Annotated in this window: 22 protein-coding genes; 9 read left to right on the forward strand and 13 right to left on the reverse strand. The window is 61.2% G+C overall.

Annotation, left to right across the window (positions count from 1 at the left end):
• Positions 1-125 precede the first annotated feature (125 nt).
• Positions 126-719 (forward strand): PadR family transcriptional regulator, encoded by a 594-nt coding sequence (locus ACYASU_RS03195; RefSeq protein ID WP_463581930.1) that lies wholly within the window; start codon positions 126-128, stop codon positions 717-719.
• Positions 716-1,486 (forward strand): siderophore-interacting protein, encoded by a 771-nt coding sequence (locus ACYASU_RS03200; protein ID WP_463581931.1) that lies wholly within the window; start codon positions 716-718, stop codon positions 1,484-1,486. Before ACYASU_RS03195 ends, ACYASU_RS03200 begins: the two co-directional genes overlap by 4 nt.
• 74 nt (positions 1,487-1,560) lie before the next feature.
• On the opposite strand, the gene ACYASU_RS03205 is transcribed toward ACYASU_RS03200, so the two are convergent.
• Complete coding sequence (locus ACYASU_RS03205) at positions 1,561-2,223, reverse strand: Pr6Pr family membrane protein (RefSeq protein WP_463581932.1); 663 nt, start codon at positions 2,221-2,223, stop codon at positions 1,561-1,563.
• Between the two features lie 28 nt (positions 2,224-2,251).
• A complete protein-coding gene (locus tag ACYASU_RS03210) occupies positions 2,252-2,482 on the reverse strand; it encodes a VF530 family protein (RefSeq protein WP_192171617.1) in 231 nt (76 codons plus the stop codon).
• Positions 2,483-3,101: 619 nt separating this feature from the next.
• Between ACYASU_RS03210 and ACYASU_RS03215 the strand changes: the two genes are divergently transcribed.
• Together ACYASU_RS03215 and ACYASU_RS03220 are read left to right on the forward strand one after the other, a co-directional pair.
• Entirely contained in the window at positions 3,102-4,484 is a 1,383-nt protein-coding gene (locus ACYASU_RS03215; protein WP_463581933.1) for a carbohydrate porin, read from the forward strand.
• 113 nt (positions 4,485-4,597) lie between these two features.
• The gene (locus ACYASU_RS03220; protein ID WP_463581934.1) at positions 4,598-7,030 is read left to right on the forward strand and encodes a glucose/quinate/shikimate family membrane-bound PQQ-dependent dehydrogenase; all 2,433 of its coding nucleotides are present in this window, start codon (positions 4,598-4,600) and stop codon (positions 7,028-7,030) included.
• A 152-nt stretch (positions 7,031-7,182) separates the two neighbouring features.
• Here ACYASU_RS03220 and ACYASU_RS03225 read toward each other — a convergent pair whose 3' ends face one another.
• The 4 genes from ACYASU_RS03225 to ACYASU_RS03240 are packed head-to-tail and all read right to left on the reverse strand — an operon-like array spanning position 7,183 to position 11,532.
• The gene (locus tag ACYASU_RS03225) at positions 7,183-7,614 is read right to left on the reverse strand and encodes a group I truncated hemoglobin (RefSeq protein ID WP_192171620.1); all 432 of its coding nucleotides are present in this window, start codon (positions 7,612-7,614) and stop codon (positions 7,183-7,185) included.
• On the reverse strand, positions 7,614-8,486 hold the full coding sequence (locus ACYASU_RS03230; protein ID WP_463581968.1) for a DUF3034 family protein: 873 nt from the start codon (positions 8,484-8,486) through the stop codon (positions 7,614-7,616). The genes ACYASU_RS03225 and ACYASU_RS03230 overlap by 1 nt, the downstream gene beginning before the upstream one ends.
• A 32-nt stretch (positions 8,487-8,518) precedes the next feature.
• A complete protein-coding gene (locus tag ACYASU_RS03235) occupies positions 8,519-10,864 on the reverse strand; it encodes a bifunctional diguanylate cyclase/phosphodiesterase (RefSeq protein WP_463581935.1) in 2,346 nt (781 codons plus the stop codon).
• Positions 10,861-11,532 (reverse strand): methylamine utilization protein, encoded by a 672-nt coding sequence (locus ACYASU_RS03240; protein WP_463581936.1) that lies wholly within the window; start codon positions 11,530-11,532, stop codon positions 10,861-10,863. Before ACYASU_RS03240 ends, ACYASU_RS03235 begins: the two co-directional genes overlap by 4 nt.
• 260 nt (positions 11,533-11,792) lie before the next feature.
• On the opposite strand from ACYASU_RS03240, the gene lon reads away from it, so the two are divergent.
• Together lon and ACYASU_RS03250 are read left to right on the forward strand one after the other, a co-directional pair.
• Positions 11,793-14,210 carry an endopeptidase La gene (gene lon, locus ACYASU_RS03245; protein ID WP_192171624.1) on the forward strand — a complete coding sequence of 806 codons (2,418 nt, stop codon included), beginning with the start codon at positions 11,793-11,795 and terminating at the stop codon, positions 14,208-14,210.
• Positions 14,211-14,340: 130 nt separating this feature from the next.
• Positions 14,341-14,733, forward strand: a complete 393-nt coding sequence (locus ACYASU_RS03250) for a protease inhibitor I42 family protein (protein ID WP_463581937.1) — start codon at positions 14,341-14,343, stop codon at positions 14,731-14,733.
• Between the two features lie 87 nt (positions 14,734-14,820).
• Here ACYASU_RS03250 and ACYASU_RS03255 read toward each other — a convergent pair whose 3' ends face one another.
• Positions 14,821-16,617 carry a methyl-accepting chemotaxis protein gene (locus ACYASU_RS03255; protein WP_463581938.1) on the reverse strand — a complete coding sequence of 599 codons (1,797 nt, stop codon included), beginning with the start codon at positions 16,615-16,617 and terminating at the stop codon, positions 14,821-14,823.
• A 214-nt stretch (positions 16,618-16,831) separates the two neighbouring features.
• Here ACYASU_RS03255 and ACYASU_RS03260 point away from each other — a divergent pair, with 214 nt between their 5' ends.
• The 3 genes from ACYASU_RS03260 to cmoB all read left to right on the forward strand — a co-directional run bounded on the left by ACYASU_RS03260 (position 16,832) and on the right by cmoB (position 20,805).
• On the forward strand, positions 16,832-18,952 hold the full coding sequence (locus ACYASU_RS03260) for a TonB-dependent siderophore receptor (protein WP_463581939.1): 2,121 nt from the start codon (positions 16,832-16,834) through the stop codon (positions 18,950-18,952).
• Positions 18,953-19,105: 153 nt separating this feature from the next.
• Positions 19,106-19,849, forward strand: a complete 744-nt coding sequence (gene cmoA, locus ACYASU_RS03265) for a carboxy-S-adenosyl-L-methionine synthase CmoA (RefSeq protein ID WP_133772470.1) — start codon at positions 19,106-19,108, stop codon at positions 19,847-19,849.
• On the forward strand, positions 19,846-20,805 hold the full coding sequence (cmoB, locus tag ACYASU_RS03270; RefSeq protein ID WP_272630001.1) for a tRNA 5-methoxyuridine(34)/uridine 5-oxyacetic acid(34) synthase CmoB: 960 nt from the start codon (positions 19,846-19,848) through the stop codon (positions 20,803-20,805). Before cmoA ends, cmoB begins: the two co-directional genes overlap by 4 nt.
• Positions 20,806-21,041: 236 nt before the next feature.
• On the opposite strand, the gene pdxJ is transcribed toward cmoB, so the two are convergent.
• From pdxJ to lepB, 6 genes are all read right to left on the reverse strand, one after another.
• Positions 21,042-21,797: a pyridoxine 5'-phosphate synthase gene (pdxJ, locus tag ACYASU_RS03275; RefSeq protein WP_423572243.1), complete on the reverse strand. Its 756-nt coding sequence runs from the start codon at positions 21,795-21,797 to the stop codon at positions 21,042-21,044.
• Between the two features lie 90 nt (positions 21,798-21,887).
• Positions 21,888-22,577, reverse strand: coding sequence for a DNA repair protein RecO (recO, locus tag ACYASU_RS03280; protein ID WP_282366177.1), 690 nt, complete (start codon positions 22,575-22,577; stop codon positions 21,888-21,890).
• Between the two features lie 202 nt (positions 22,578-22,779).
• Complete coding sequence (gene era, locus ACYASU_RS03285; RefSeq protein WP_074888856.1) at positions 22,780-23,682, reverse strand: GTPase Era; 903 nt, start codon at positions 23,680-23,682, stop codon at positions 22,780-22,782.
• A complete protein-coding gene (gene rnc / locus ACYASU_RS03290; RefSeq protein WP_037014347.1) occupies positions 23,675-24,364 on the reverse strand; it encodes a ribonuclease III in 690 nt (229 codons plus the stop codon). The genes era and rnc overlap by 8 nt, the downstream gene beginning before the upstream one ends.
• Positions 24,361-24,738, reverse strand: a complete 378-nt coding sequence (locus ACYASU_RS03295) for a DUF4845 domain-containing protein (protein ID WP_192171633.1) — start codon at positions 24,736-24,738, stop codon at positions 24,361-24,363. The genes rnc and ACYASU_RS03295 overlap by 4 nt, the downstream gene beginning before the upstream one ends.
• A 100-nt stretch (positions 24,739-24,838) precedes the next feature.
• Positions 24,839-25,693 carry a signal peptidase I gene (gene lepB / locus ACYASU_RS03300; RefSeq protein ID WP_192171634.1) on the reverse strand — a complete coding sequence of 285 codons (855 nt, stop codon included), beginning with the start codon at positions 25,691-25,693 and terminating at the stop codon, positions 24,839-24,841.
• Positions 25,694-25,701: the final 8 nt, after the last annotated feature.

Consider the following 25,701-nt stretch of genomic DNA (forward strand, 5'->3'; position numbering starts at 1 on the left):
TTTTCATTGAAGTCATCGCGTTCGTCTCCTGAAAACCGGGAGACAACCGTTCGTCTTAACGCATCTTGCGGAAAACTTAAGATATATCTTAAGGTATATCTAACTTGTACCAAGAGATGAAAAAAATGAAAGACCACTCACACGATCACCCCCACCACCATCGTCCTCACTTCGGCGAACACGGCGACGGCCGCGATGGTTTCGAGAAACGTACCGGCCGTGAACGCGGCGGCCGTGGGCCTCGGGTATTTGCCCCGGGCGACCTGAAATTGCTGCTGCTGGCGTTGATCGCCGATCAGCCGTGCCACGGGTATGACTTGATTCGCCAGATCGAAGCGCTGTTCGACGGCGCCTACAGCCCGAGCCCGGGCGTGATTTACCCGACGCTGACCTTTCTGGAAGAGAGCGAGTTGATTCAGGGCGATGCCGACGGCGGCAAGAAGCGCTATGGCATCACTGAGGCCGGTCAGCAGTTCCTGACGGAACAAGCCGTCGCGCTGGATGGCGTGAAAATGCGCATCGAGGTCAGCAAGCGCTCGTTGCGTGGGCATGATCGTCCGCCGGAAATCCACGAGGCCGTGCACAACCTGCGTCATGCCTTGCAGATGCACCACGGTCGCTGGAACCCTGAGGAAATCCTGCGGGTTCGCGACCTGCTGAACGACACCGCGAAAGCCATCGTCGACGGCCAACAACCTGCGTCGGAGAAACCGGAATGAATGCACCCCAGGGAATTCACCGCGTCAGCCACGAGATCAAACGTCGCAAGCTGCAAGTGTTGAGGGTGACCGACATCACCCCGCGCATGCGCCGCATCACCCTGAACGGTCCGGAGCTTGCGGGGTTCATCAGTCTGGGCACGGATGACCACGTCAAACTGTTGTTCGCCACCACGCTCGAAGAGCAGGCGGCGCTGGACAGCGATGCGCCGCTGCAAAACGCTGAAGGCCCGCGCCCGACGATGCGCGACTACACCCCGCGTCGTTACGACCCGCAGACCGGCGAATTGGACATCGATTTCGTGCTGCATGGCGACGGTCCGGCGGCAACCTGGGCGGCTCAGGCGCAAGCCGGGCAAACGCTGAATATCGCCGGACCTCGGGGTTCGATGATCGTGCCGGACATGTTCGACAGCTATCTGCTGATCGGCGACGAAACCGCCCTCCCCGCCATCGGTCGTCGGCTGGAAGCATTGCCGGCCGGTCGACGTGCGCTGGTGGTCGTTGAAATCGACAACCCGGCGGAGCGTCAGGCGCTGACCAGCGATGCGAAGATTGAAGTGATCTGGGTGGTGCGTGGCGAGCACGATCTGCTTGAAGTCACGCGCCAACTGACCCTGCCGCAAGGCAGTTTGTACGCCTGGGTAGCGACCGAATCGTCCCTGTCACGCAAAGTGCGGCGCGTGCTGCTGGATGAGTTCAAGCTGGACGAAGCGGCCGTCAAGGCAGCAGGCTACTGGCGCGCGGACGGTTCGGGCGAGGAATGAGGCGGTTGAGGTCGCCGGGAATAATTGAGTGCTGCAGGCGCGCCAGATTCGGGGCGTCTCAGCATGATTGAGGTTTACGACTGCCCTCTGCGGCCCGAAATCCTGTCTATCCCATACACGACTGACCCAATCACCACAAAACCTGCCAGCACGCCCAACGCATTGGTCAGCGCCTTGGCCACTCCAAGCGTGCCGATGTCCAGGAATGGATAGAGATAGTCGCCGAAGATATTCCCGCGCAGCAGCAAATAGCCGAAGTACACAACGGGATACAGCGTCCAGATCAGCACATGTCGAGGTCTCAACAGACCTTTGGGCACGAAGAATAACCAGTAGCCGAGGAACAGCAGCGGCATGACGTCGTGCAGCAATTCATCGGCGATCCACTGCCAGCCCTCGGGCGTCCACAGATGGCGCAGCAGCAGGTTGTAGGCCAGGCTCACCAGAATAATGCTGGTGGTGATGCCCGCGCAGACAACGGGGGAACGGAAGAACCGATACCCCGCCGAGTGCCGGTCGATGACCGCACAGCTCAGTGCCACCGCCACCAGCGTGTTAGTCACCACGGTGAAGAAGCTGCAGAAGCGCACCAGTCCGCCGAGGAGGCTGGCATGGTCGATCCATCGCCCCCAGAGAATCAGGTACAGCTGCACCGCGAGCCCGAACCAGCCCAGCATGGCGGCCGTGATGACAAAGCAGCGCCCGCCTGGAGACAGGTGCAACGTGGGGCTGGGCATCTCGATCAAATCCTTGGCAGGCGGCAAGTCAGCTCGGGCGCCTGGTGCGCGCCAGCTTGATGTACAACCCTTCGACCTTCTCCCGCGCCCAAGGAGTCTTGCGCAGAAACGTCAGGCTGGACTTGATGCTCGGGTCGCTCTTGAAGCAGCGAATGTCGATCCGCTCAGCCAGCCCCGACCACTCGTAATGCTCGACCAGCGCGATGAGGATCTGCTCCAGCGTCACGCCGTGCAGCGGGTTGTTGTTGGGTGTGGTCATGGCGGGCCTATGGACGCTGATTGGATCGGACAGTTTCGCGAGCTGCGCACCTTAGCGGACGCACCGGCGGGTGTGAAGGGTTGGGTGATTTTCAGGATTTTAGTGGGACCGGCTTCAGCCGGGAAAGCGTCATTCGCCACGCCGCAAATTTCCGGGTGACCCAACCGGCCTCTTCCCGGCTAAAGCCGGTCCCACAATTGAATTGCGTGCATTCAGTCCATTCTCGCTGGCACGGCGCAGGCTCTTAGTGGGACCGGCTTCAGCCGGGAAAGCGTCAGCCGCCATGTCGCAGAATCCTGCGGATTGGATGCCCCTGACTAAACACTCATCCATGCGCTGCCTGCAAAGGTCAGCGGCAAATCTCCCTTCCCCGCAGCACCGTTAACAGGCGGGTTGAACAGTGGACAGCGCTGCCCTGCCTGCCCGCCACTGTTACGCCAATCGCAACGATCCATGTCGCAATTTCGACTTTTTAAAAAATCGTTAGGGCCCTATCATCGCCGCCCTAAACGCTGAAACGGTTAATTCGTCATTTGTTAAGACCTTGCAATGCGCCTTCAAAGCGTTGCGAGCGGCATCGCCTTTTGCTCTCGAATAACTCAAAAAGACCTCCCGCCCTATGCCCAGTCATCTGAAACGCCTGACCTGCACCCCGACCTGCAAATCGTCCCGAGCCCTTCGTCACGCCAGCGCGCTGAGCCTTGCGGCGCTGGGGTTCGCGACCTGCGCCCATGCCGCGCCGGCGTTCGACAGCACGTCGCCGTGGATGCTGGGTGACTGGGGAGGCAAGCGCAGCGAGCTTTCCGAACAGGGTTACGACTTCAAGCTCGATTCAGTCGTGGAAGTGGGCTCCAACCTGCACGGCGGCTACAACCATGACAAGGCAACCCGCTACAGCGACCAGTTCGCCCTCGGCGCGCACATGGACCTGCAGAAAATCCTCGGCTGGCACGACGCCGAATTTCAGCTGACCCTGACCAATCGCAACGGCGACAACATCAGCAACGACCGCGTGGGTGATCCGCGCACCGGCACCATTTCGTCGTCCCAGGAAGTCTGGGGCCGTGGCAACGTCACGCGCCTGACCGACCTCTGGTACCAGCAGAAATTTCTCGACCAGACGCTCAGCGTAAAAGTCGGCCGGTTCAATGAAGGCGAAGACTTCAACACCTTCCCGTGCGACTTCCAGAACCTGGCGCTGTGCGGCTCGCAGGTCGGCAACTGGGGCGGCGGCATCTGGTACAACTGGCCGATCAGCCAGTGGGCGATGCGCGTCAAATACCAGCTGAACCCCGAACTGTTCGTGCAGGTCGGTGCGTTCGAGCAGAACCCGTCAAACCTGGAAAACGACAACGCCTTCAAACTCAGCGGCAGTGGCACCCAAGGCGCGGTATTGCCCGTCGAGGTGGTGTGGTCGCCGAAGGTCAACGGCCTGCCGGGCGAATACCGCGCCGGTTACTACTACAGCACCGCCGACAGCAGCGACGTTTACAAGGACAGCAACGGTCGATACGCCGCCCAGAGCGGCGATGACTACGCCTCGTCGTCCAGCAAACACGGCATGTGGCTGACCCTGCGCCAGCAAGTCACCAGCCAGGCCAGCGATAACAGCCGCGGCCTGAGCCTGTTCGCCAACGGCACGCTGCACGACAAGAAAACCAACATGATCGACAACTTCGTTGCCCTCGGCGCGACGTACAAAGGCCCGTTTGATGCGCGCCCCGAGGATGACATCGGCGTCGGCATCAGCCGCATCCACGTCAACCCGGCGTACCGCAAGAACATCAACCTGCGCAATCAGGCCGAAGGCGTCTCGGACTACAACGACCCGGCTTTCCTGCCCGTGCAGGACACTGAATACAACGCCGAAATCTACTACGGCGTGCACGTCGCCAACTGGCTGACCGTGCGCCCGAACCTGCAATTCATCCGTCATCCGGGCGGCGTGAATCAGGTCGATGACGCACTGGTCGCGGGGTTGAAAATCCAGTCCTCGTTCTGATCAGCCCCGCTCGTCCGGCTGCACCCAGGCATCGGCATTGAAGGCATGGCTTAGCCGCCCCGCCTTCACGCCAACACGCGTTAACCACCACATCGTTACGGAGTACAACACTTATGAGCACTGAGGGTGCTTTCGGTAAGGGTCGCCTGCTTCCGAGCTTGCTCGGGCTGGTGATTCTGATAATGGGTCTGGCCTTGCTGGTCGGGGGCATCAAACTGCTGACCCTGGGCGGGTCGCTTTACTACCTGCTGGCCGGCATCGGCTTCGCCATCACCGGCGTCCTGCTGATGATGGGTCGCAGCGCGGCCTTCGGCCTGTACGCACTGGTGTTGTTCGCCAGTACCGTGTGGGCGCTGTGGGAAGTGGGCCTGGATTGGTGGCAGCTGGTGCCGCGTCTGGCACTCTGGTTTGCCCTGGGCATCGTGATGCTGCTGCCATGGTTCCGTCGTCCGGTCCTGCGTGGCCAGGTCAGCGATACCGGTACGCGCGCATTGGGCGCTGCCGTGATTGTCGCGGGCATCGCCGCGCTGGCCAGCCAGTTCACACACCCCGGTGAAATCAAAGGCCAGCTGGACCGCGAAACCGCCGGCACCACCAGCGCCGCGCCGGCCATGCCTGACGGCGACTGGCAGTCCTACGGTCGCACGGCCTTCGGCGATCGCTACTCGCCGCTGTCGCAGATCACCCCGGACAACGTCAGCAAGCTGGTCCCGGCGTGGACCTATCGCACGGGCGACATTCCGGGTCCGAACGATCCGGGTGAAACCACGGCCGAAAACACCCCGCTGAAAGTCAACGGCATGCTCTACGTCTGCACGCCGCACAGCCAGGTCATCGCACTGGACCCGGACACCGGCAAGGAAATCTGGCGCTTCGATCCGAAGATCAGCAGCGGCAAAGCAGCCAACTTCAAGGGTTGGGCGCACATGACCTGTCGTGGCGTGTCGTATCACGATGACGCCGCCTATGCTGCCACCGCGCCGACCGACGCTGCCGCCCCTGCGCAAAGCCCGGCCGCTCCGGCAGTTGCTGGCGCAGCCAATGCCTGCCCGCGTCGGATCTTCCTGCCGACCGCCGACACCCGTCTGATCGCCCTGAACGCCGACACCGGCAAAATGTGTGAAGACTTCGGCAATCACGGTTCGATCGACCTGAGCGCCAACATCGGTACGTACGCACCGGGCGGTTACTACTCGACGTCGCCACCGGCCGTAACCAAAGACCTCGTGGTCATTGGCGGTCACGTCACCGACAACGTGTCCACCGACGAGCCTTCGGGCGTGATCCGTGCGTTCGACGTGCACACCGGCCGTCTGGTCTGGAACTGGGACAGTGGCAACCCGGACGACACCACGCCGATTGCCGAGGGCAAGACCTACACCCGCAACTCGCCCAACATGTGGTCGATGTTCAGCGTCGACGAAAAGTTGGGCATGCTCTACCTGCCAATGGGCAACCAGATGCCTGACCAGTGGGGCGGCAACCGCACCGAGGCGTCGGAGAAGTTCAGCGCCGGTCTGGTCGCGCTGGACATCGCCACCGGTCACGTGAAATGGCATTTCCAGTTCACCCACCACGATCTGTGGGACATGGACGTCGGCGGTCAGCCAACGCTCATGGACATGAAAACCGCTGACGGCGTGAAGCCTGCTGTTCTGGCCTCCACCAAGCAGGGCAGCATCTATGTGCTGGACCGCAGCAACGGTCAGCCCATCGTGCCGATCAACGAAATTCCTGTTCCACAGGGCGCGGTTGCCGGCGATCACACGTCGCCTACCCAGCCGAAGTCCGACCTGAACTTCATGCCGCCGCCGCTGAAAGAGCGCGACATGTGGGGCGTGACGCCGTTTGATCAGATGCTCTGCCGGATCGACTTCAAATCCCTGCGTTATGAAGGCCCGTTCACCCCGCCGTCGCTGCAAGGCACGTTGGTGTATCCGGGTAACTTCGGCGTGTTCGACTGGGGCGGCATTTCGGTCGATCCGGTGCGTCAGATTGCTTTCGTCAACCCGAGCTACATGGCGTTCCGTTCCAAGCTGGTACCGGCAGCAGAAGTTGAAGGCGGCCCGGGTCGCAAGAGCGAAACCGAAGGCGTGCAGCCGAACAAAGGCGCGCCGTACGGTGTGATCCTTGAAGCGCTGTTGTCGCCGATGGGTCTGCCTTGCCAGGCGCCAGCATGGGGTTACGTGGCGGCGGTCGATCTGACCAACCACCAGACCATCTGGAAGCACAAGAACGGCACCGTGCGCGACAGCTCGCCGGTTCCGATCCCGCTGACCATGGGCGTTCCAAGCCTGGGCGGCACGTTCATCACCGCCAGCGGTGTGTCGTTCCTCAGCGCCACACTGGACCAGTACCTGCGCGCCTACGATGTCCGTAACGGCAAGCAGTTGTGGGAAGGTCGTCTGCCAGCAGGCGCCCAGACCACGCCGATGACCTACACCGGCAAGGACGGCAAGCAATACGTGCTGGTCGTTGCAGGCGGTCACGGTTCGCTGGGCACCAAACAGGGCGATTACGTGATCGCCTACAAACTGCCGGATTGATCAGTTTCACTGATTAGCGTCGTGCAGTAACAGAAAAGGCGGTCCCGTGAGGTGACCGCCTTTTTTGTGCGCGCTGTAGATCAAAGGGACTGATTTATTTACAGCGCTTCACCGTAAATTAATCTGTCCCCTTTGCCCCGAAGCACACATCCCTACTTCTCGATCACTTCCCCACGCTGAGGCGCCAGCCGGGCAATGAACCGGTTCTGCGTCGTGACCGGAATGTGCTGCTCGTTCATCGCATCGATGAGGTCCTCGACCAGCGCATTGAAATCGCTGCGGCTGAGTTTCATGCCCTTGTGCACTTCTTCCAGAGAGTCACCCGTGTACGTGCACGGCCCGCCTGCCTCGACGCAGAATCTCTCCACCAGCTTGTCGCGCACCCGGACGATGTCGACCTTGGCGAAGTATTTATAGATGCGGTCATCCTGGGCGATGTGCAGCAGCATGCCTTCGACGATTTTCTGGATGCCGGCGCGCTGGCCCAGGTCCTGATAAAGGCTGTCGTCCTTGGGCGGCTGTTGGGCGCACCCCACCAGCAGCGACAGACTGAGCCCGACGATCAGCCACAAAGACCGCTTCATCAAAAGCTCCCTTGCACGGAAAGGTAGGTGCCGTTCTGGTTGTCCAGCGTGGCGATTTCACCGAGATGCGCGTAGGCCAGCACCACGGAAACATGCTTGTTGGGGAACCAGCCAACAAAGAAGTCTGCCCAGTCGCTTTCGCCGGCGAACGACAGGTTGTCGGGCTTCTCGCGGTAGTCCATGCCCATCGCCCAGTGCGGGTTGAACAGGATGGCTGCGCCGCCCTCTTTCAGTACGCTGCGGGTATCGCGGCGGTCGCCGCCAAAGCCCATCAAACCGGTTTCGTTGGCGCGGCTGTAACGCAAACCGGCATTGACCACCACGTTGTAGCCAAAGGCCGCGCCCATGAACAGACGGCTCGCCGTGACGTAGCCCTCGACATCCGAATCCCGCTTCGCGCCCACCAGGCTGGGGATGAGGAAATCGTTCTGGTGTTTGTATTCCAGCCCTGCCGAGACCTGCGGCAGTTGATCGTAGATCAGGTCGCCAAACAGGCGAACCTTCACGCCGAAGATATCCTGAGTGAGGTTGTCCTCCGGAAGGTTGTACTTGCTGACCAGTGACCCCAGATCGAAACGTTGATGGGCGTAGGAAACCTCCACGCGATTGCCATAGGACGCCGCTGCGCCGACCACATCCAGGGTGTAGTCCGGCAAGTCGACGTGGGTCGTGAAAGCATTGCCGCCCCACTCGCCCTGCTCGTCATACCCGGCGAGCATGGCCCAGGGAATGATCCCGCCGCCTGCGCCGCCTTCAATGCTGCTGGCGCCGCCGGTGGCGATCAGCCGGCCCTGTTCGGCTTCAGCCGTTGGCGCAACCCACGCTGCGCAGGCTCCCACCACACTGGCCAGTACCACGGGGTTTACGTACATCGAAAGACTTCGTGCCATAAATCTCTGTTCCATCAGTGCATCGTCATGCGGGGTGGGAGCTGGGCCTGCGCGATCCAGGCTTCGAAGGCGATCGCATTCAGCGGCCGGCTGATCAGGTAACCCTGCGCGGTGTCGCAGTGCCAGCGCTCCAGCAAGCGCAGGCTGTGTTCGTACTCGACGCCTTCGGCGACCACCTTCAGGCCCAGGTTGTGGCTCATCTCGATGGTCGAGCGCACGATCACGGCGTCTTCGCTGGTTTCATCCAGGTCGCGCACGAAGGACTGATCGATCTTCAATTCCTGCACCGGCAGCCGCTTGAGGTGGGCCAGCGAGGAGTAACCGGTGCCGAAATCATCCACCGACAGACTGATGCCGAAATCACGCAGGCGATTGAGCACTTTCAACGACTGCTCGGGCTCGCGCATGATCGCGCTTTCGGTGATCTCGAAAATCAACTGTTCAGCCGGCACGCGGTAGAGCTTGAGCAGCGCAGCAACGCGGTCAGCCAGATCGTTGCCCAGCAGGTCGTCCGCCGAGATGTTCACCGAGACCTGCAGAATGAGACCGCGCTGCGCCCACTCGGCGAGCTGGCGCAGCGCATCTTCGATGACCCAGTGGGTGAGGATCTGAATGCTCCCGGTGCGCTCCGCCAGCAGGATGAACTCGGCGGGCGATACCGAGCCGAATTGCGGGTGCTGCCAGCGCAGCAAGGCCTCGGCCTGAGTGACCCGGCCGTTGCGAATATCCAGTTTCGGCTGGTAATGCAGTGAAAGCTCGCCGTTGCGGGCGGCCTGGCGCAAGTCGCGGATCAGACTGATCTGGCGCAGGTGAGCCACATCGCGACCGTCCACATAGACTTGCAGACGGCCCGGCAACTGCGCCGCGTCCTGCCGCGCAATGGACGCACGCCTGAGCAGCTCGGTCGCCGAATCGCCATTGGCCGGATAGGCCGCGATGCCGATGCAGGCATCCATCGCGATGTCTTGCTCGCCGATGCGCTGGGGCTTGACCAGTAAACGCTGCAGCCGGTCAGCCACCGCGACGGCGCTGTCGGTCTCGGCGTTTTGCACCAGCAGCAGAAACTCGTTGTCGGAGAGCCGCGCCACCGTGTCGCCGGGACGCAGCGGCTCTTGCAGTTGTCCGCTGATGATCCGCAGCAGTTGCTCAACCCCCTCCAGACCGACGTTGGTGCTGATCGCGCGGAAGTTATCGATGCCCAGATAAAGCAGGGCCACCGGTCGCTGTGCAACGACCGCGCTGCCGAGGCGCTCCATCACCAACGCGCGGTTGGGCAGCCCGGTCAGTGGATCATGCAGGGCATTGTGAGCCAGTTGCAGCTCACGCTCGGCGATCCCGCTCTGCATCGAATTGATGGCGCTGGCGAGCAGGCCCAGTTCGTCTCGGCGATCCAGCACCACGGGCGTTGCGTAATCACCTTCGCCAATACGCCGGGCGGCCTGAGCCAGGGCATTCACTGGCCGCGACAGGCTGCGCGCCAGTAACAACGCGCCGACCAGCGAACACGCCAACGCCACGACAGTGATCCAGAACAGCGTCTTATCCAGCGGCGCGAATGCCTGCATGGCTTGATCCAGCGGGCTCTGCAGCAGGGCCACGACCTCGCTGTCGCTGTTGCTGCCCAGCCGCAGGGTTTTGCTCAGAAAACTCTGGCTGTGGTGCTCGGTCATCTGCATCTCGTTGGTGGGCGGATTCATCATTACGCTGCGCAGGCTGTCAAACAGCGTCTCCGGCTGGGTACTGATCATCTGACCCGGCTGCTTTTGCACGAGCGACAGAAATGACACCTGCAAACCGCTCAACGAGCGCAGTTCCTGCGCCAGATCACCGTCCATGCTGAAACCCATCACCACGCGGGCAATCGGCAGCGGTGCGAGCACGGTGCTTTCGACCAGCAAGTGCGGCTGCCCCTGCAACGGCACGATCAGCATCGATTGATTCTTGCCCTTGAGGTCACGCAACGCCTGGATGTACGGGAACGGCGAACCTTCTGGGATCTGCGCGACGGTGCTGGCCATCACCGTGCCGTCCATGCCCAGCAGGAACATGTCATTGGCGTTGATTCGGGCGCCGTGGTTGAGCAGCACCGAACGAATGGTTGCCGAGTCCGCGGATGCCACGGCGTCACGGAAACCGAAGTCTGTGGACAACAACTGCACGGCGTCGCGCAGCCGCTTGCCGCGCATTTCCAGCAAGCCTTCAAACACCCGGGTGCCGACTTCGAGCTGCGCCTGGGCCTGTTTGCGCACAGCGTCCTGGGTGGCGGCTTTCACCGCAATAAACACGGCGAAGACCACGATCAGCAGCAGCATGATCAACACGCCGGCAATCCGCGCCTGAAAGCTGATGCGCACCTTCATTCGTGGGCCGCTTTATGGAAGGCGTCGCCGAACGCACTGGAGGGCGGCGCGGCGGGGGTGTTCTCGGCGTTGGGCTGTACGGCGATGCTGAACCGCTGCTTGAGGCCACCGGTCGGAATGTCGATCTCGCCGCCGGACACCGGCAGCATGTCGGGGGCCTGCGGGTGCCAGAGGGTGGCAGTGTAGTGACCGGCGGGCACTTGATCCAGGGTCAGCGCACCTTTGTCATTGCTGACGCCGAACCAGCCATCGTCGGTGACGTACACGTAACCGAGCATGTTGTCGTGTACGTTGCAGCCGAGCACCACCACGCCCGGCTTGTCGAACAGCACGGGGGCCGACGGTGTGCCGCCATACAACCGCAGTTCGAAACGCTTGGGCGTCGAGAACGAATACACCTGATGGCGGATCTGATCGCTGTTGGGAAAACTGATTTGGGTACCGGTGCGCACCGCCAGCACATGGGGGGCAAATTGCACATCGCGCTGGTCCATGTCGGCTTTCAGCGACCCCGCAGGCGGCAAAGTAGCACCGCGCAGGGTGAGCACCGCGTCCGGAAGCGGCTTTCCCTGGCCATCGACGAACTCGGCGGTCAGGCTGGCCGCATGGGCGAAGGTGCCATACAGAGCGGTTACAACCAGCAACAACGACATAAAAACACGGCGCATGACAGATGTTCCAGACAGCGAGGCCCGCAAAGAGAGCCTACTTGGCGATGATTTCCAGCGTAGCCCACGGATCGGAGGTCGGCGATATCAGACGGACTTCCGGCAAAGCACATGGCCATCACCTATTGGAGGCCACGGCCTGGCGCAACGCCACATATGCTTTTAAATCGGCCTGCTTAGTCATTGCTATCGACCGGCGCTATTGAAACCTGAGGCCTTGCGCCCCATCTAAGGCTCATCTCCATTTATGCAGGTGCCCCATGAGCGACCAGCAGTCCGACGCCAACCAGCCGCACCCCGACGACGATCATGAGCACGAAATCCTCGGCTCCGACAACAAGCGCCTCGCCCTGCCCGGCCAGAACCTGCCGGATCAGGTGTACATCATCCCGATCCACAACCGTCCGTTCTTCCCCGCGCAAGTGCTGCCGGTCATCGTCAATGAAGAGCCCTGGGCCGAAACGCTGGAGCTGGTCAGCAAGTCTGATCACCACTCGCTGGCGCTGTTTTTCATGGACACCCCGCCCGACGACCCCCGTCATTTCGACACCAAGGCGTTGCCGGAGTACGGCACGCTGGTCAAGGTGCACCACGCCAGCCGTGAAAACGGCAAGCTGCAGTTCGTCGCCCAGGGCCTGAGCCGTGTGCGCATCAAGACCTGGCTCAAGCACCATCGCCCGCCGTTTCTGGTGGAGGTCGAATACCCGCACCAGCCCAACGAGCCGACCGATGAGGTCAAGGCCTACGGCATGGCGCTGATCAATGCGATCAAGGAACTGCTGCCGCTCAACCCGCTGTACAGCGAAGAGTTGAAGAACTACCTCAATCGCTTCAGCCCCAACGATCCTTCCCCGCTGACCGACTTCGCTGCGGCCCTGACTTCCGCCACGGGCGTCGAGCTGCAGCAGGTGCTCGATTGCGTGCCCGTGCTCAAGCGCATGGAAAAAGTCCTGCCGATGCTGCGCAAGGAAGTCGAAGTCGCGCGCCTGCAGAAAGAAATCTCCGCGGAAGTGAACCGCAAGATCGGCGAGCACCAGCGTGAGTTCTTCCTCAAGGAACAGCTGAAGGTCATCCAGCAGGAACTGGGGCTGACCAAGGACGACCGCAGCGCTGACATCGAACAGTTCGAAGAGCGTCTGGTGGGCAAGACCCTGCCGCCCCAGGCGCGCAAGCGCATCGACGAAGAGATCAACAAGCTGTCGGTGCTGGAAACCGGTTCACCGGAATACGCCGTCACGCGCAACTACCTGGACTGGGCAAGCGCGGTGCCGTGGGGCGTGTTTGGTGACGACAAGCTCGACCTGAAACACGCGCGCAAGGTGCTCGATCAGCACCACGCCGGCCTTGATGACATCAAGAGCCGCATTCTCGAATTCCTCGCCGTCGGCGCCTACAAAGGCGAAATCTCCGGCTCCATCGTGCTGCTGGTCGGCCCGCCGGGCGTGGGTAAAACCAGCGTCGGCAAGTCGATTGCGGAATCCCTGGGCCGGCCGTTCTACCGTTTCAGCGTTGGTGGCATGCGCGACGAGGCCGAGATCAAGGGCCATCGTCGCACCTACATCGGCGCCCAACCGGGCAAGCTGGTGCAGGCGCTGAAAGACGTGGAAGTGATGAACCCGGTGATCATGCTCGACGAGATCGACAAGATGGGCCAGAGCTTCCAGGGCGACCCGGCCTCGGCGCTGCTGGAAACCCTGGACCCGGAGCAGAACGTCGAATTCCTCGACCACTACCTCGACCTGCGTCTGGACCTGTCGAAGGTGCTGTTCATCTGCACCGCGAACACCCTGGACTCGATCCCCGGCCCGCTGCTGGACCGGATGGAAGTGATTCGCCTGTCGGGCTATATCACTGAAGAAAAGCTCGCCATCGCCAAGCGCCATCTGTGGCCCAAGCAACTGGCCAAGGCCGGCGTGTCGAAAAACAGCCTGATGATCAGCGACAGTGCATTGCGCGCGGTGATCGAAGGGTATGCGCGGGAAGCCGGTGTGCGGCAGCTGGAAAAACAGCTGGGCAAACTGGTGCGCAAGGCGGTGGTCAAGCTGCTGGACAACCCGGACACCGTGGTCAAGATCGGCCCGAAAGAGCTGGAAGCTTCGCTGGGCATGGCGGTGTTCCGCAACGAGCAAGTGTTGTCGGGCACCGGCGTGATTACCGGCCTGGCCTGGACCAGCATGGGTGGCGCGACACTGCCAATCGAAGCGACCCGCATCCATACGCTCAACCGCGGCTTCAAGCTCACCGGCCAGCTGGGCGACGTGATGAAGGAGTCTGCCGAAATCGCCTACAGCTACGTCAGCTCCAATCTGGCGAAGTTTGGCGGCGACAAAACCTTCTTCGACGAAGCCTTCGTTCACCTTCACGTGCCGGAAGGTGCGACGCCGAAAGACGGGCCAAGTGCCGGTGTGACCATGGCCAGCGCGCTGCTGTCGCTGGCGCGTAACCAGGCGCCGAAAAAAGGCGTGGCGATGACCGGAGAACTGACCCTGACCGGGCACGTACTGCCGATTGGCGGCGTGCGGGAGAAGGTGATCGCGGCGCGGCGCCAGAAGATCTACGAGCTGATCCTCCCGGAAGCCAACCGTGGCAACTTCGAAGAACTGCCGGATTACCTGAAAGAAGGCATTACCGCGCACTTCGCCAAACGCTTTGCGGATGTGGCGAAGATATTGTTTTAAGCACTGACCTCGCCTCAACGTGTGGGGGCGCCACCCTGGCCGCCCTCACACGTCTTGTGCGGCCCACCTGATTAGCATCTCTCCCGTCTTCGGTTATGCTCCCCCCATGTTGCCTATGACCGGAGCCTTCATGACCGCTGCCCGCTTGCTCGTCCCGTTCAGCCTCAGCCTGCTTGCCGCTTGCGTCCAGGCGCCAAAACAGATCGTCTCCCTGGACGATCAGCAAGACTGTCCCCTTTCTCTCAAAACCGGCCAGACCCTCATGCTGATGCTGCCCAGCAATCCCACGACCGGGCACCGCTGGCTGATGCAAAACCCTGCGCCGTCCATCCTGAGCAGCCTGGGGCCCGAGGTGTTCAATGCCTCCAAAGACGTAGGTTTGGTCGGTGAAGGCGGTCAGTCGGTCTGGCGCTACCGAGCCGCCAATCCGGGCACGGGTCACCTGATGATGGTCTACCAACAACCCTGGGCGCCGGAAGTGGCGCCAGCACGCACCTTCGATTGCGTCATTACGGTGAACTGATCGCCCGCTCATTCCACGGCTGCTCGCGCAGGAAAATCCTTGCCGGCGAAGGGCTGATCAGTCGCTGAGCACTGGCGTGAGCCTCTGTCACTCGGCCAGTAATTGCGCAGCGTCGAAGCCCATGCGCAAGTTGCCCCAATGACGGCCTTCGAAGAAGAACGGCACGTCGATCTCGGTCATGATTTCGCCGGTGTCGCGCAGGTAGGTTTGCAGCAGGAAGCGCTGTTGGTTAGCGGCTGCGCGCAGGCCGATGGGGTCAGCGAACATGCGCTTGTTCCGGCACACCGGTAGGTCGATAGCTCGGTCGCCCGTAGGTTTTTTCGACACCCAGCTGTTGTTCACCGGGCAGTAACCCTTGCTGTCGACGATGAAGGTGACCTTACCGCCCCGCGTGCCTTTGGTGAGCGCGTCGCACTCCTCCTGACAGATCTGCGCGAAGCGCTCGGTGTAGCTGGTCGTGTATTGCTTGGGATCAGTCCCGGGAATCAATTTGTAGTTCTGATCGAACAGGTTGAAGCCCTCACGTTGCAGCACGGCCAGACGCACCTGGAGCCGGTCGCGGCAATGACTGGCGCGGGTAATGCCAGCGTCCAGCGCGCCATGCCCGAGGACAAACCGGCCCAGCAGCGCCTGAACCTTTTCCGCCACGCCCGACAGGTCTCGGGTGGCCGTGGCCGAATGCTGCATGCGCTGGTCGATGGACTGGCTGTCCGCATGAATCTGCGTGACGCGGTCGTTGATGCCGGTGTTGCTGTCGGCAAACTGCTGGATGTGCGAGGCGATGTCCTCAAGCTTCGTGTGGGTGGATTCGAAGTCGCCGATCATGCTCTCGAAATGCCCAGACGCGCGCTCGACCACTTTCTGGGTCTCCCGGGCGCTGTGGCTGATCTGGGTGGTTTGCTCGTGGGTCGAGCTCACTTCCAGCAACATGGCGTCGATGTTCTGGGAAATGTCCTCGGTGGCGCGGCTGACGTTCTGGGCGAGGGTCCGGACTTCGTCGGCAACCACCGCGAAACCACGCCCGCTCTCCCCTGCACGCGCCGCCTCGATCGCCGCGTTGAGCGCCAGAAGATTGGTCTGGGAGGAGATTTGTTGAATCAATCCGACAATGGATTTGATGCTCGACGAACGTTGGTTCAGCGCCGAAACCAGGGTGCCGAACTCATTCAGGCTGCTGGAAATCTCACTGATATTGCCGGTCACTTCCAGCAGTTCAGTGTAGGAGTCGCGGGCCATGCTGAGGTTCTGCGCGGTGGTCCCGGAAATGCCCTGAGTCTGCCGGGACACCTCGGCAATCCGACCCACTGCGTCGTTGCTCTGCTCCATGACTTCCTTGGCGAAGCGCGCCTGATGGGTCGCGCTGTCGCTGGAATCGCTGATGTTTTTCAGCGAGCGCGCGGACTCCACGGCAATGTGCACGGTCAACGCCTGAACGCTGCTGATGATCTCCCGCTGTTTGGCCAGAAACCGGTTGCAGGTACTCGCCAGCACGCGAATTTCATCGTGGGTTAGCAGCGGCAAGTCCTTGGACAGGTCGCCCTCGCCGTTGGCAATGCCTTCCAGCGCCAAGCTCATCTGGGTCACCGGCCGCACGATCAAGTGCCGGAAATACCAGACCATGAAGCTGACCAGACACAGGGTAAACAGCGTGCTGCCCAGGATGGCATTGCTCAGCACATCGAGTTTCCCCTCGATCATGCTTAGCGTCTCCGCCGGCAACTGCGCGCTGCGCAACTGCAGAAGAATGTCCGCGCGCAGGCTCACGGCCACCCAGTACACCACGGCGCTCACCACCACCATCAGAAACAGGCTCGACAGCTTCTTGGTCAAAGAATTGAAAAACTGCCTTTCGATGGACTCGTACAACGCCTTGAACGCATGCATGCCACGGTTCCCTGTGCCAGTAATGAAATGAGTTGCGAATTAAGGTGTTTCGACTGCCGGGGGGAAAGCTTTAACGCTGGGGGAAGGCACCCGATCATGGCCAGCGTTGCAGCCAACACCGACGAATGCAATAAATGACATTGATTCTCAATTGTAACTTGCCGATAATTGAGAACCATCACCATTTGTTACATTCGCCGGAGCGTTGCCCGCCATGCGTCACTCGATCCCCTTTTGCCCAAAGGCCCTTTCGTTAATCGCCCTGAGCGTGCTCAACACAGCGAATGCCGAAGAGACAGCGCTCAGCCTGCCGGCCACTGACGTGACGTCAACCGCCACCTACGGCGACACCGGCAACCCGCAGGGCTACCAGGGCAAGCCCAGCAGCACCACCACCCGGCTGGACCTGACCAACCAGGAAACGCCCCAGGGTGTGACCAACATCAAACGCGAGCAAATGGATGACTTCAAGCTCAACAGCATCCGCGATGTGTTGACCAGCACCCCCGGCGTCAACGTGCAGAAAGTCGAAACAGACCGCACTTACTTCACCGCGCGCGGTTTCGACATCAACAACTTCCAGTACGACGGCACGGCCATGCCGATGACCAATGGGTTGCTGGTGGGCGATATCGACCTGGCGCCCTACGAACAGGTCGATATCGTTCACGGCGCCAACGGCTTGATGTCCGGGGCCGGCAACCCCTCGGCCACGGTCAACTTCATCCGCAAACGCCCGACTTACGATCCCCAGGCAAAGATCGACGTGACCGCCGGTTCCTGGGACAAACGCCGGGTGGACATCGACGTCTCCGGCCCCCTGACCGACTCGGGCAACGTGCGGGGGCGGGTCATCTACGCCAACGAAAACGGCAACTCATACCTTGATCGCTACTCCCGCGAGAAGAACATCTTCAGCGGTCTGCTGGCATTCGACCTGAGCGACAGCGACACGCTGACCCTTGGTTACGAGGACCAGAAAACCAACGCCAATGGCTCAAGCTGGGGCGCACTGCCGTTGGTCGATGGCAATGGCAACTCCATTCATTACAGCAGCACCCATTCCAATATTTCCCAGCCGTGGGTGCATTGGGACGTTCACACGCAACGTGCGTTTGCCGAGTGGGAACACACCTTCGCCAACGACTGGAAGTCGAAGCTGACCGTCGCCGGCGCCGAGCACCGCGAAGACACCGAGATGTTCTACATGTACGGCGACAGCACTTCACCCACCGGTTACACCGGACTGGGCTCCAAGTACAAAGACAAGAACCTCGAACTCAGTGGCGATTACTCGCTGAGCGGCCCCTTCATGCTCGGCGGTCGGGAACATCAACTCACGCTGGGGGCGAACGCTGCACGCCAGCGCAATCGCGAATCCTCGCAGTACGGTGACGTCCTCAACTACTCGCCTGTGACCCTTGAAGATGCGCTGCATGGCTACCTGCCGCAGCCGAATTACGTCGCTGCGTTACCCGCTGCGACCTCGAACTACACCGATCGCCAGAAGAGCGTTTACGCCGGCGCGCGTTTCAGCCTGACCGACGATCTGCATGTGATCACCGGCGCCCGCATGCTCAGCGCGGACAGCAATGGCGAAAACTACGGCTCCGCGCGCGAGGTGCGCATTCACGGCAAAGTCACGCCGTATGCCGGTATCGTCTACGACCTGACCCCCGAATACGCGCTGTACGCCAGTTACACCGAAGTCTTCAATCCGCAGTATTACCTCGACGGTCAAGGCCGGGTGCTCGATCCGCTTGAAGGCAAAAGCTATGAAGCGGGCATCAAGGGCCAGTTGCTGGACAAGAAGCTCAACGTCAGCGCAGCGGTGTTCCATGCCAAGCAAGACAACGTGCCGGGCAGTTCGACCTATGATGCCAACCTGGGCGGCTATGTCTACGAGGCGATGTCCTACGACAGCAGCGGCCTGGAGCTGGAAGCGTCGGGCGAAGTGGCGCCGGGGCTGCAAGTCAACGGCGGGTACACCTACGTCTATATCACTGACAACAACGACAGCCGTGCGCGCAAGTTCATCCCGCGCCACGCCTTGACGTCGTCGATGACCTACCAGTTGCCGATGGCGCCGAAGGTCAAGGTCGGCGGCAGCCTGAGCTGGCAGAGCAAGACTCAGAACGACGACTCGCCCGCCGCCCGCCAGGACGCCTACGCGCTCATCGGCCTGATGACCCGCTACGACATCGATCAGCACTGGAGCACCCAGCTCAACCTCAACAACCTCACCAACGAGAAATACCAACAGAGCCTGCGCTACAACCAGAGCAACTTCGGGGATCCACGCAACTTCACCGCGTCGGTGAGCTGGAAGTACTGATTACATGGCTTGAGCCCTGGCCGCGCCCCGTAACCGGGCGCGGCTTTTTCAGCGGCGGGGCAAAGTCGGCACACGAGCGATGAGATGAGGTTCCAGCCGAGGGACGGAATTGGCTAAAATGCCGCACTTTTCGCTTCGTACCCCGGAATCGCCGTGAGCCCAGAACCCGACCGCCTATTCGCCCAGCCGCTGCCCCAGGTGCCCGACTTCGCCTTCAACGAAGACGTCGTGCGGGTGTTCCCGGACATGATCAAGCGCTCGGTGCCGGGCTATCCGACCATCGTCGAAAACCTCGGCGTGCTCGCGGCGCAATTCGCCCAGCCCCACAGCGTGCTCTATGACCTGGGCAGTTCACTGGGCGCCGTCACTCAGGCATTGCGTCGGCATGTGCGCACTGAAGATTGCCGGGTGATCGCCATCGACAACTCGTCGGCCATGGTCGAACGCTGCCGCGAGTACCTCAACGCTCAGGACTCGATGTATCAGGAGTTGTTGCCGGTGGAGGTCATCGACGGCGATATCCTGAATCTCGAGTTTCAGCCCGCCTCGGTGGTCGCGCTGAACTTCACCCTGCAATTCATCGCGCCGGAACAACGCCTCGCTCTGCTGACGCGTATCCGCCAGTCGCTGCTGCCCGGCGGCGCGCTGATCGTGTCGGAGAAGCTGCGCTTTGATGACACCGAAGAGCACGCGCTGCTCACCGATCTGCACGTCGCCTTCAAACGCGCCAACGGTTACAGCGAACTGGAGATCGCGCAGAAACGCAGCGCCATCGAAAACGTGATGAAACCCGACAGCCTTGAGCAGCACCGCGAACGCTTGCTGGCTGCCGGATTCAGCAAAGTCGTGCCCTGGTTCCAGTGCCTTAATTTCGCCTCGTTGATTGCCCTGCCATGATTGATCTCGCTCCCCTGGTCCGCCGTCTGGCGGGCACGCCACTGTATGCCTGGGCCCAAGGCCTGCAGGCGCAACTCGACGCGAAGATGGAAAAGGGTCACGGCGACCTGGAGCGCTGGCAAGGCGCGCTGAATGCCTTGCCTGACCTCACGCCAAGCCGCATCGAGCTCAAGGACGATTTCATCCTCGACGCCGACTGCGATGACGCCACCCGCGAGCAGACCCGCGCTGCGCTGATGGGGCTGTCGCCGTGGCGCAAAGGCCCTTTTGATGTGTTCGGCGTGCACGTCGACACCGAATGGCGCTCGGACTGGAAATGGTCGCGGGTCTCGCCGCACCTTGATTTGAAAGGCAAGCGCGTTCTAGACGTCGGCTGCGGCAACGGCTATTACCAGTGGCGCATGCTGGGCGCAGGCGCCGACAGCGTGATTGGCGTCGATCCCAACTGGCTGTTCTTTTGCCAGTTCCAGGCCATGCAGCGCTATCTGCCGGACCTGCCGGCGTGGCACCTGCCGTTCACCCTGGAAGATCTGCCGGCGCGGCTCGAAGGTTTCGACACGGTGTTTTCCATGGGCGTGCTCTATCACCGCAAATCGCCCATCGATCACCTTCTGGCGCTGAAGGACTGCCTGGTCAAAGGCGGAGAGCTGGTGCTGGAAACCATGGTGGTGGAAGGCGACGCGAATCAGGTGCTGGTGCCGGAAGACCGCTACTCGCAGATGCGCAACGTGTGGTTTCTGCCGTCAGTGCCCGCGCTGGAACTGTGGCTGCGCCGCGCGGGCTTTGTGGATGTGCGCTGCGTTGACGTCAGCACCACCACGGTGGAAGAACAACGCGGCACCGACTGGATGCGCTTTCAGTCGTTGAGCGACTTCCTCGATCCGGCGGACCACAGCAAAACCGTAGAAGGCCTGCCGGCGCCGCGGCGTGCGGTGATCGTGGGGCGCAAGCCGTAACCCGACAAAAGCGCTATTGCGCGCGCTCATTGAGCATGACAACACCGCAGATGTCAGTGCGGACAAATCACCCGTGGGAGCGACCGGGGTGGCGCTCCACCTTGCTCGCGAAGGCATTCTGTCTGCCGACATAGTGAGTGAGAGTGCCGGCCTCTTCGCGAGCAAACTCGCTCCCACGAAGTTTGTGTCTGCTGCACGAAAGCGGAGTGTCAAGACGGTGCGCAATCCCCTATCTGTCATTTGTCCTGAGCAGAACCCGCCGCTGCCAGAATCAGCGCCTTCATCTCCGACACTGCCGACTTGAAGCCGACAAACAAAGCATGGGCCACCAGCGCGTGGCCGATGTTCAGCTCGTTGATGCCCTTGATCGCCGCGACGGCTTCAACGTTGTGATAGTGCAAACCATGGCCGGCGTTGACGATCAGGCCCTGGGCCAAACCGAAGGCGACACCATCGGCAATGCGCTTGAGTTCTTCGGCCACAGCGGCCGGGGTTTCAGCGTCGGCATAACGGCCTGTGTGCAGTTCGATGGCCGGCGCGCCAACCCGGGCCGACGCTGCGATCTGGCGCTCATCGGCGTCGATGAACAACGAGACTTCGCTGCCGATGGCCGACAACCGCTCCACCGCCGCCTTGATGCGCGCTTCCTGACCGGCGACATCCAGCCCGCCCTCGGTGGTCAGCTCCTGACGGGTTTCCGGTACCAGGCAGATATGCGCAGGCCGAATGCGCTCGGCAAACGCCATCATCGCTTCGGTGACGCCCATCTCGAAGTTCATGCGCGTTTGCAGCACGTCTTTCAGCAGCAACACATCGCGCTCCTGAATATGCCGACGGTCCTCCCGCAAATGCACGGTGATGCCGTCGGCGCCTGCTTCTTCAGCATCCAGCGCTGCCTTGACCGGATCGGGATAGCGCGTCCCGCGGGCCTGACGCAAGGTAGCAACGTGGTCGATGTTCACGCCGAGCAGAATGCGAGTGCTGTGGGTCACGGGGTTCTCCTGATTACTGTGGCGGTGCCAGCCAATGGGTGGCTGATTACGCACGCGAGGAAGGATTTTCTAGGTTTGTGCCGCCGGACGCTAGAGTTTGCGAAACAATTCACGGCTGACCAACGGGCGCCCGCCCAGATGCACGGCCAAAGCCTGGCGCATCAGACGCTTGGCCGCAGACAGCGCCCCCGGCGAACTCCAGTCCGCTTCAGACATCGCCTGCAATTCGGCGCCCTGAAACAATCCCGGCTGAAACAGATAAACCCGCTCAAGGCCGGCATCCACCTGAAGCCGGTACAGGCCGTCGCTGGCCAGTGGATCGCCGTTGACGTCCGCGTCCAGCGCAAAACCGTAACCGAGATCGTCCAGCAGCCGCCATTCGAACGAGCGCAGCAACGGTTCCAGCGCACGCCCCTCGGCCAACGCCACAAGCGTCGCGGCGTAATGTTCGAACACGCCCGGGTGCGGGTCTTCGGCGGGCAGCAGGCGAATCAGTAGCTCATTAAGATAAAGACCGCTGAACAGCGCCTCGCCTTCCAGCCACGTGGCGACGCCAGCGCCTTCCATTCGCCCCACATTCTTCAACTCGCCCCGCCCGCGAAACTCGACTTCCAGCGGCACAAACGGCCGCGCCATCGTCCCCGCCTTCCCCCGTGCGCTGCGCAACACCGCACGCAAGCGACCCTGCGGGGTAATGAAGTCGACCAGCGCGCTGTTTTCGCGGTACGCACGGCTGTGCAGCACATAGGCGAGCTGACCGACGGGAGGGGTTTGTGACATGGCTATCTCGATGAAAGAACGCGGCCGGACGGGCAATCTTAAACGACTGTGGGAGTGAGGTTACTCACGAAAACCCGGCTCCATCCGCTGGATAGTCAGCGGCTGAAATACCGTCTTCGTGAGCAAGCTCACTCCCACAAGGTTGGATCTGCTGCGCGGCAGTGTGGGATTTCCCCACAGAGCAGCGGTGTCGATCGGCGTCTTACAAGTCGCCGTAACCCAGCGAACGCAACGCGCGCTCGTCATCAGACCAGCCGCCTTTGACCTTGACCCACAGGTTGAGCATGACCTTGGAGTCGAACAGCACTTCCATGTCGCGGCGCGCATCCGAGCCGATACGCTTGATGCGCTCGCCCTTGTCGCCAATGATGATTTTCTTCTGCCCGTCGCGCTCGACCAGAATCAGCGCGTGGATGTGCAGCGTCTTGCCCTGCTGCTTGAATTGTTCGATCTCGACAGTGATCTGATACGGCAGCTCGGCGCCGAGCTGACGCATGATCTTCTCGCGCACCAGTTCCGCTGCAAGAAAACGGCTGCTGCGGTCGGTGATCTGATCTTCCGGGAAGAAATGCTCATTCTCCGGCAGATGATCGGCGATGACCTTTTCCAGCGCTTCCAGGTTATGCCCCTGCTGCGCCGAGATCGGGATGATCTGTGCGTTCGGCAGCTGCTCCTGCAGCCAGGACAGATGCGGCATCAGCGCGCTCTTGTCTTCGATGCGGTCAGTCTTGTTCAAGGCCACGATCAACGGGCCGGTCACGTACTGCACGCGCTCCAGGACCATCTGGTCTTCTTCGGTCCACTTGGTGCGATCGACCACGAAGATCACCACGTCGACGTCTTTCAACGCTGCCGAAGCGGTCTTGTTCATGTAACGGTTAAGCGCTTTGTCGCTGTTTTTGTGCATGCCGGGCGTATCGACGTAAACCGCCTGTACGGCGCCTTCAGTCTTGATCCCGAGCATGTTGTGCCGGGTCGTCTGCGGCTTGCGCGACGTAATCGCCAGTTTCTGGCCGAGGATGTGGTTCAGCAGTGTCGACTTGCCCACGTTTGGCCGGCCAACAATGGCAACATAGCCACAGCGTGTTGCAGGTGAATCAGTCATTGCCATTCTCCACACCCAGGGCGATAAGGGCTGCGGCCGCTGCTACCTGTTCGGCGATGCGACGGCTGACACCTTGTCCCCGGCTTTTTTCATTCAATAAAGAGATCTCGCATTCGACGAAAAAGATTCGGCAATGCGGCTCGCCCTGGATGTCCACCACTTCATAGCGCGGCAGGTCACAGGCGCGTGACTGAAGGAATTCCTGCAGCCGTGTTTTCGGGTCTTTGTTGGTGTCGACCAGCGTCAGGGTTTCGAACTCGCTGGCCAGCCAGGCCAGCACGCGATCCCTTGCCATGTCCATGCCGGCGTCGAGGTAGATCGCACCGATCAGGGCTTCCAGCGCGTCGGCCAGAATCGACTCGCGGCGAAAGCCGCCGCTCTTCAGCTCACCCGAGCCCAGGCGCAGGTACTCACCCAGATCGAAACCACGGGCCAGCAGCGCGAGGGTCTCGCCTTTCACGAGGCGGGCACGCAGGCGGGACAACTGACCTTCGCGCGCCTGGGGGAAACGCTCGAACAGCGCTTCGCCGGCGACGAAGTTGAGAATGGCATCACCGAGGAATTCCAGACGCTCGTTGTTGCGTCCGGCAAAGCTGCGGTGGGTCAGGGCCAGGATCATCAGTTCCTGATCCTTGAAGGTATAGCCGAGCTGACGCTCCAGGCGACTTAATGAAACGCTCACGGTTTACCCACGCTGAATTCGTGGTCGAACTTGACCACCAGATCGATGTTCTGGATCAGTGGCTCACGTTTTTCATACTTCAAATGGGCGAGGAACCTGTTGTTCTCCGTCGTCACAGTTAACGCCTTGTTCAAATCCAAATCCCGAATGTTATTAACCAGCATGCCTTTGGCCACGTAGGCGTTAAGGTCACCGGCGTTGGTGATGTCTGCCGTGCGATCAGTGCCGGCACTTTCGATGATTTTCTTCATCGACAGGTAGTCCATGTAGTGCGGCACGATCTTGGCGGCGGCACTTCCGACAAAGGCCAGAATCGCCAGCAACACCAGCCAGCCGATGAACGACAGGCCTTTTTGCGGACCGGCAGACGTCATGGTTGCTTTCAAGAGTAGCCCTTCCCTGTCACCTGCGAGATCGGCCACGCAACATGGCCCTGAATGACATACGGCGCTGCCAGTGGCAGCGCCGCATCGATTACTTGATCAGACCGACTCGCGAGAAGTTCGGAAAGTGGCTGAGTTTGGGTTCAGGCCAGCTCATCCAGACCGCGAAGGCCTTGCCGACGATGTTCTTGTCGGGGACCATGCCCAGCTCGTCCTTGGGAATGTTGGGGTCATCCCAGTAACGGCTGTCGTTCGAGTTGTCGCGGTTGTCGCCCATCATGAAGTAGTGGGCGGCCGGAACGGTCCATTCATGGTCAGGCGGCGCGCGGTAGCGGCTCATTTCCTGACGGATCTGGTGTTCCACCTCGCCCAGCTTCTCGTTGTAGAGTTCTGCGCTACCCAGCGTGCCCGGCTCCGAACCGATCAACTGCTTGGCCACCAACTGACCGTTGATGAACAACTGCTTGTCGTTGGTGTAGCGGATCACATCCCCCGGCAGGCCGACGACGCGCTTGATGTAGTTGACGTTGGGGTCGCTTGGGTAGCGGAACACCATCACGTCGCCACGTTGCGGGTCGCCGACCGGGATGACCTTGAGGTCGATCACCGGCAGGCGGATGCCGTACGAGAACTTGTTCACCAGGATGAAATCGCCCACGTCCAGCGTTGGCTTCATCGAGCCCGAAGGGATCTGGAACGGCTCGACCAAGAACGAGCGCAGCACCAGAACGATGAACAACACCGGAAAGAACGACTTGCCGTACTCGACCAGAAACGGCTCCTTGTTCAACCGCTCCACGACCGCGACATCAGGCTGGCTCACGCTGCCTTGATAGTTCGCAATCGCGTTGCGGCGACGCGGCGCCAATATGACCAGATCGAACAGGGCCAGCAAACCGCAGACAAACACGGCGACGACCAGCAACAGCGGGAAATTTAGTGACATAGGGCCTG

Source organism: Pseudomonas sp. HP_12, from assembly GCF_055283955.1.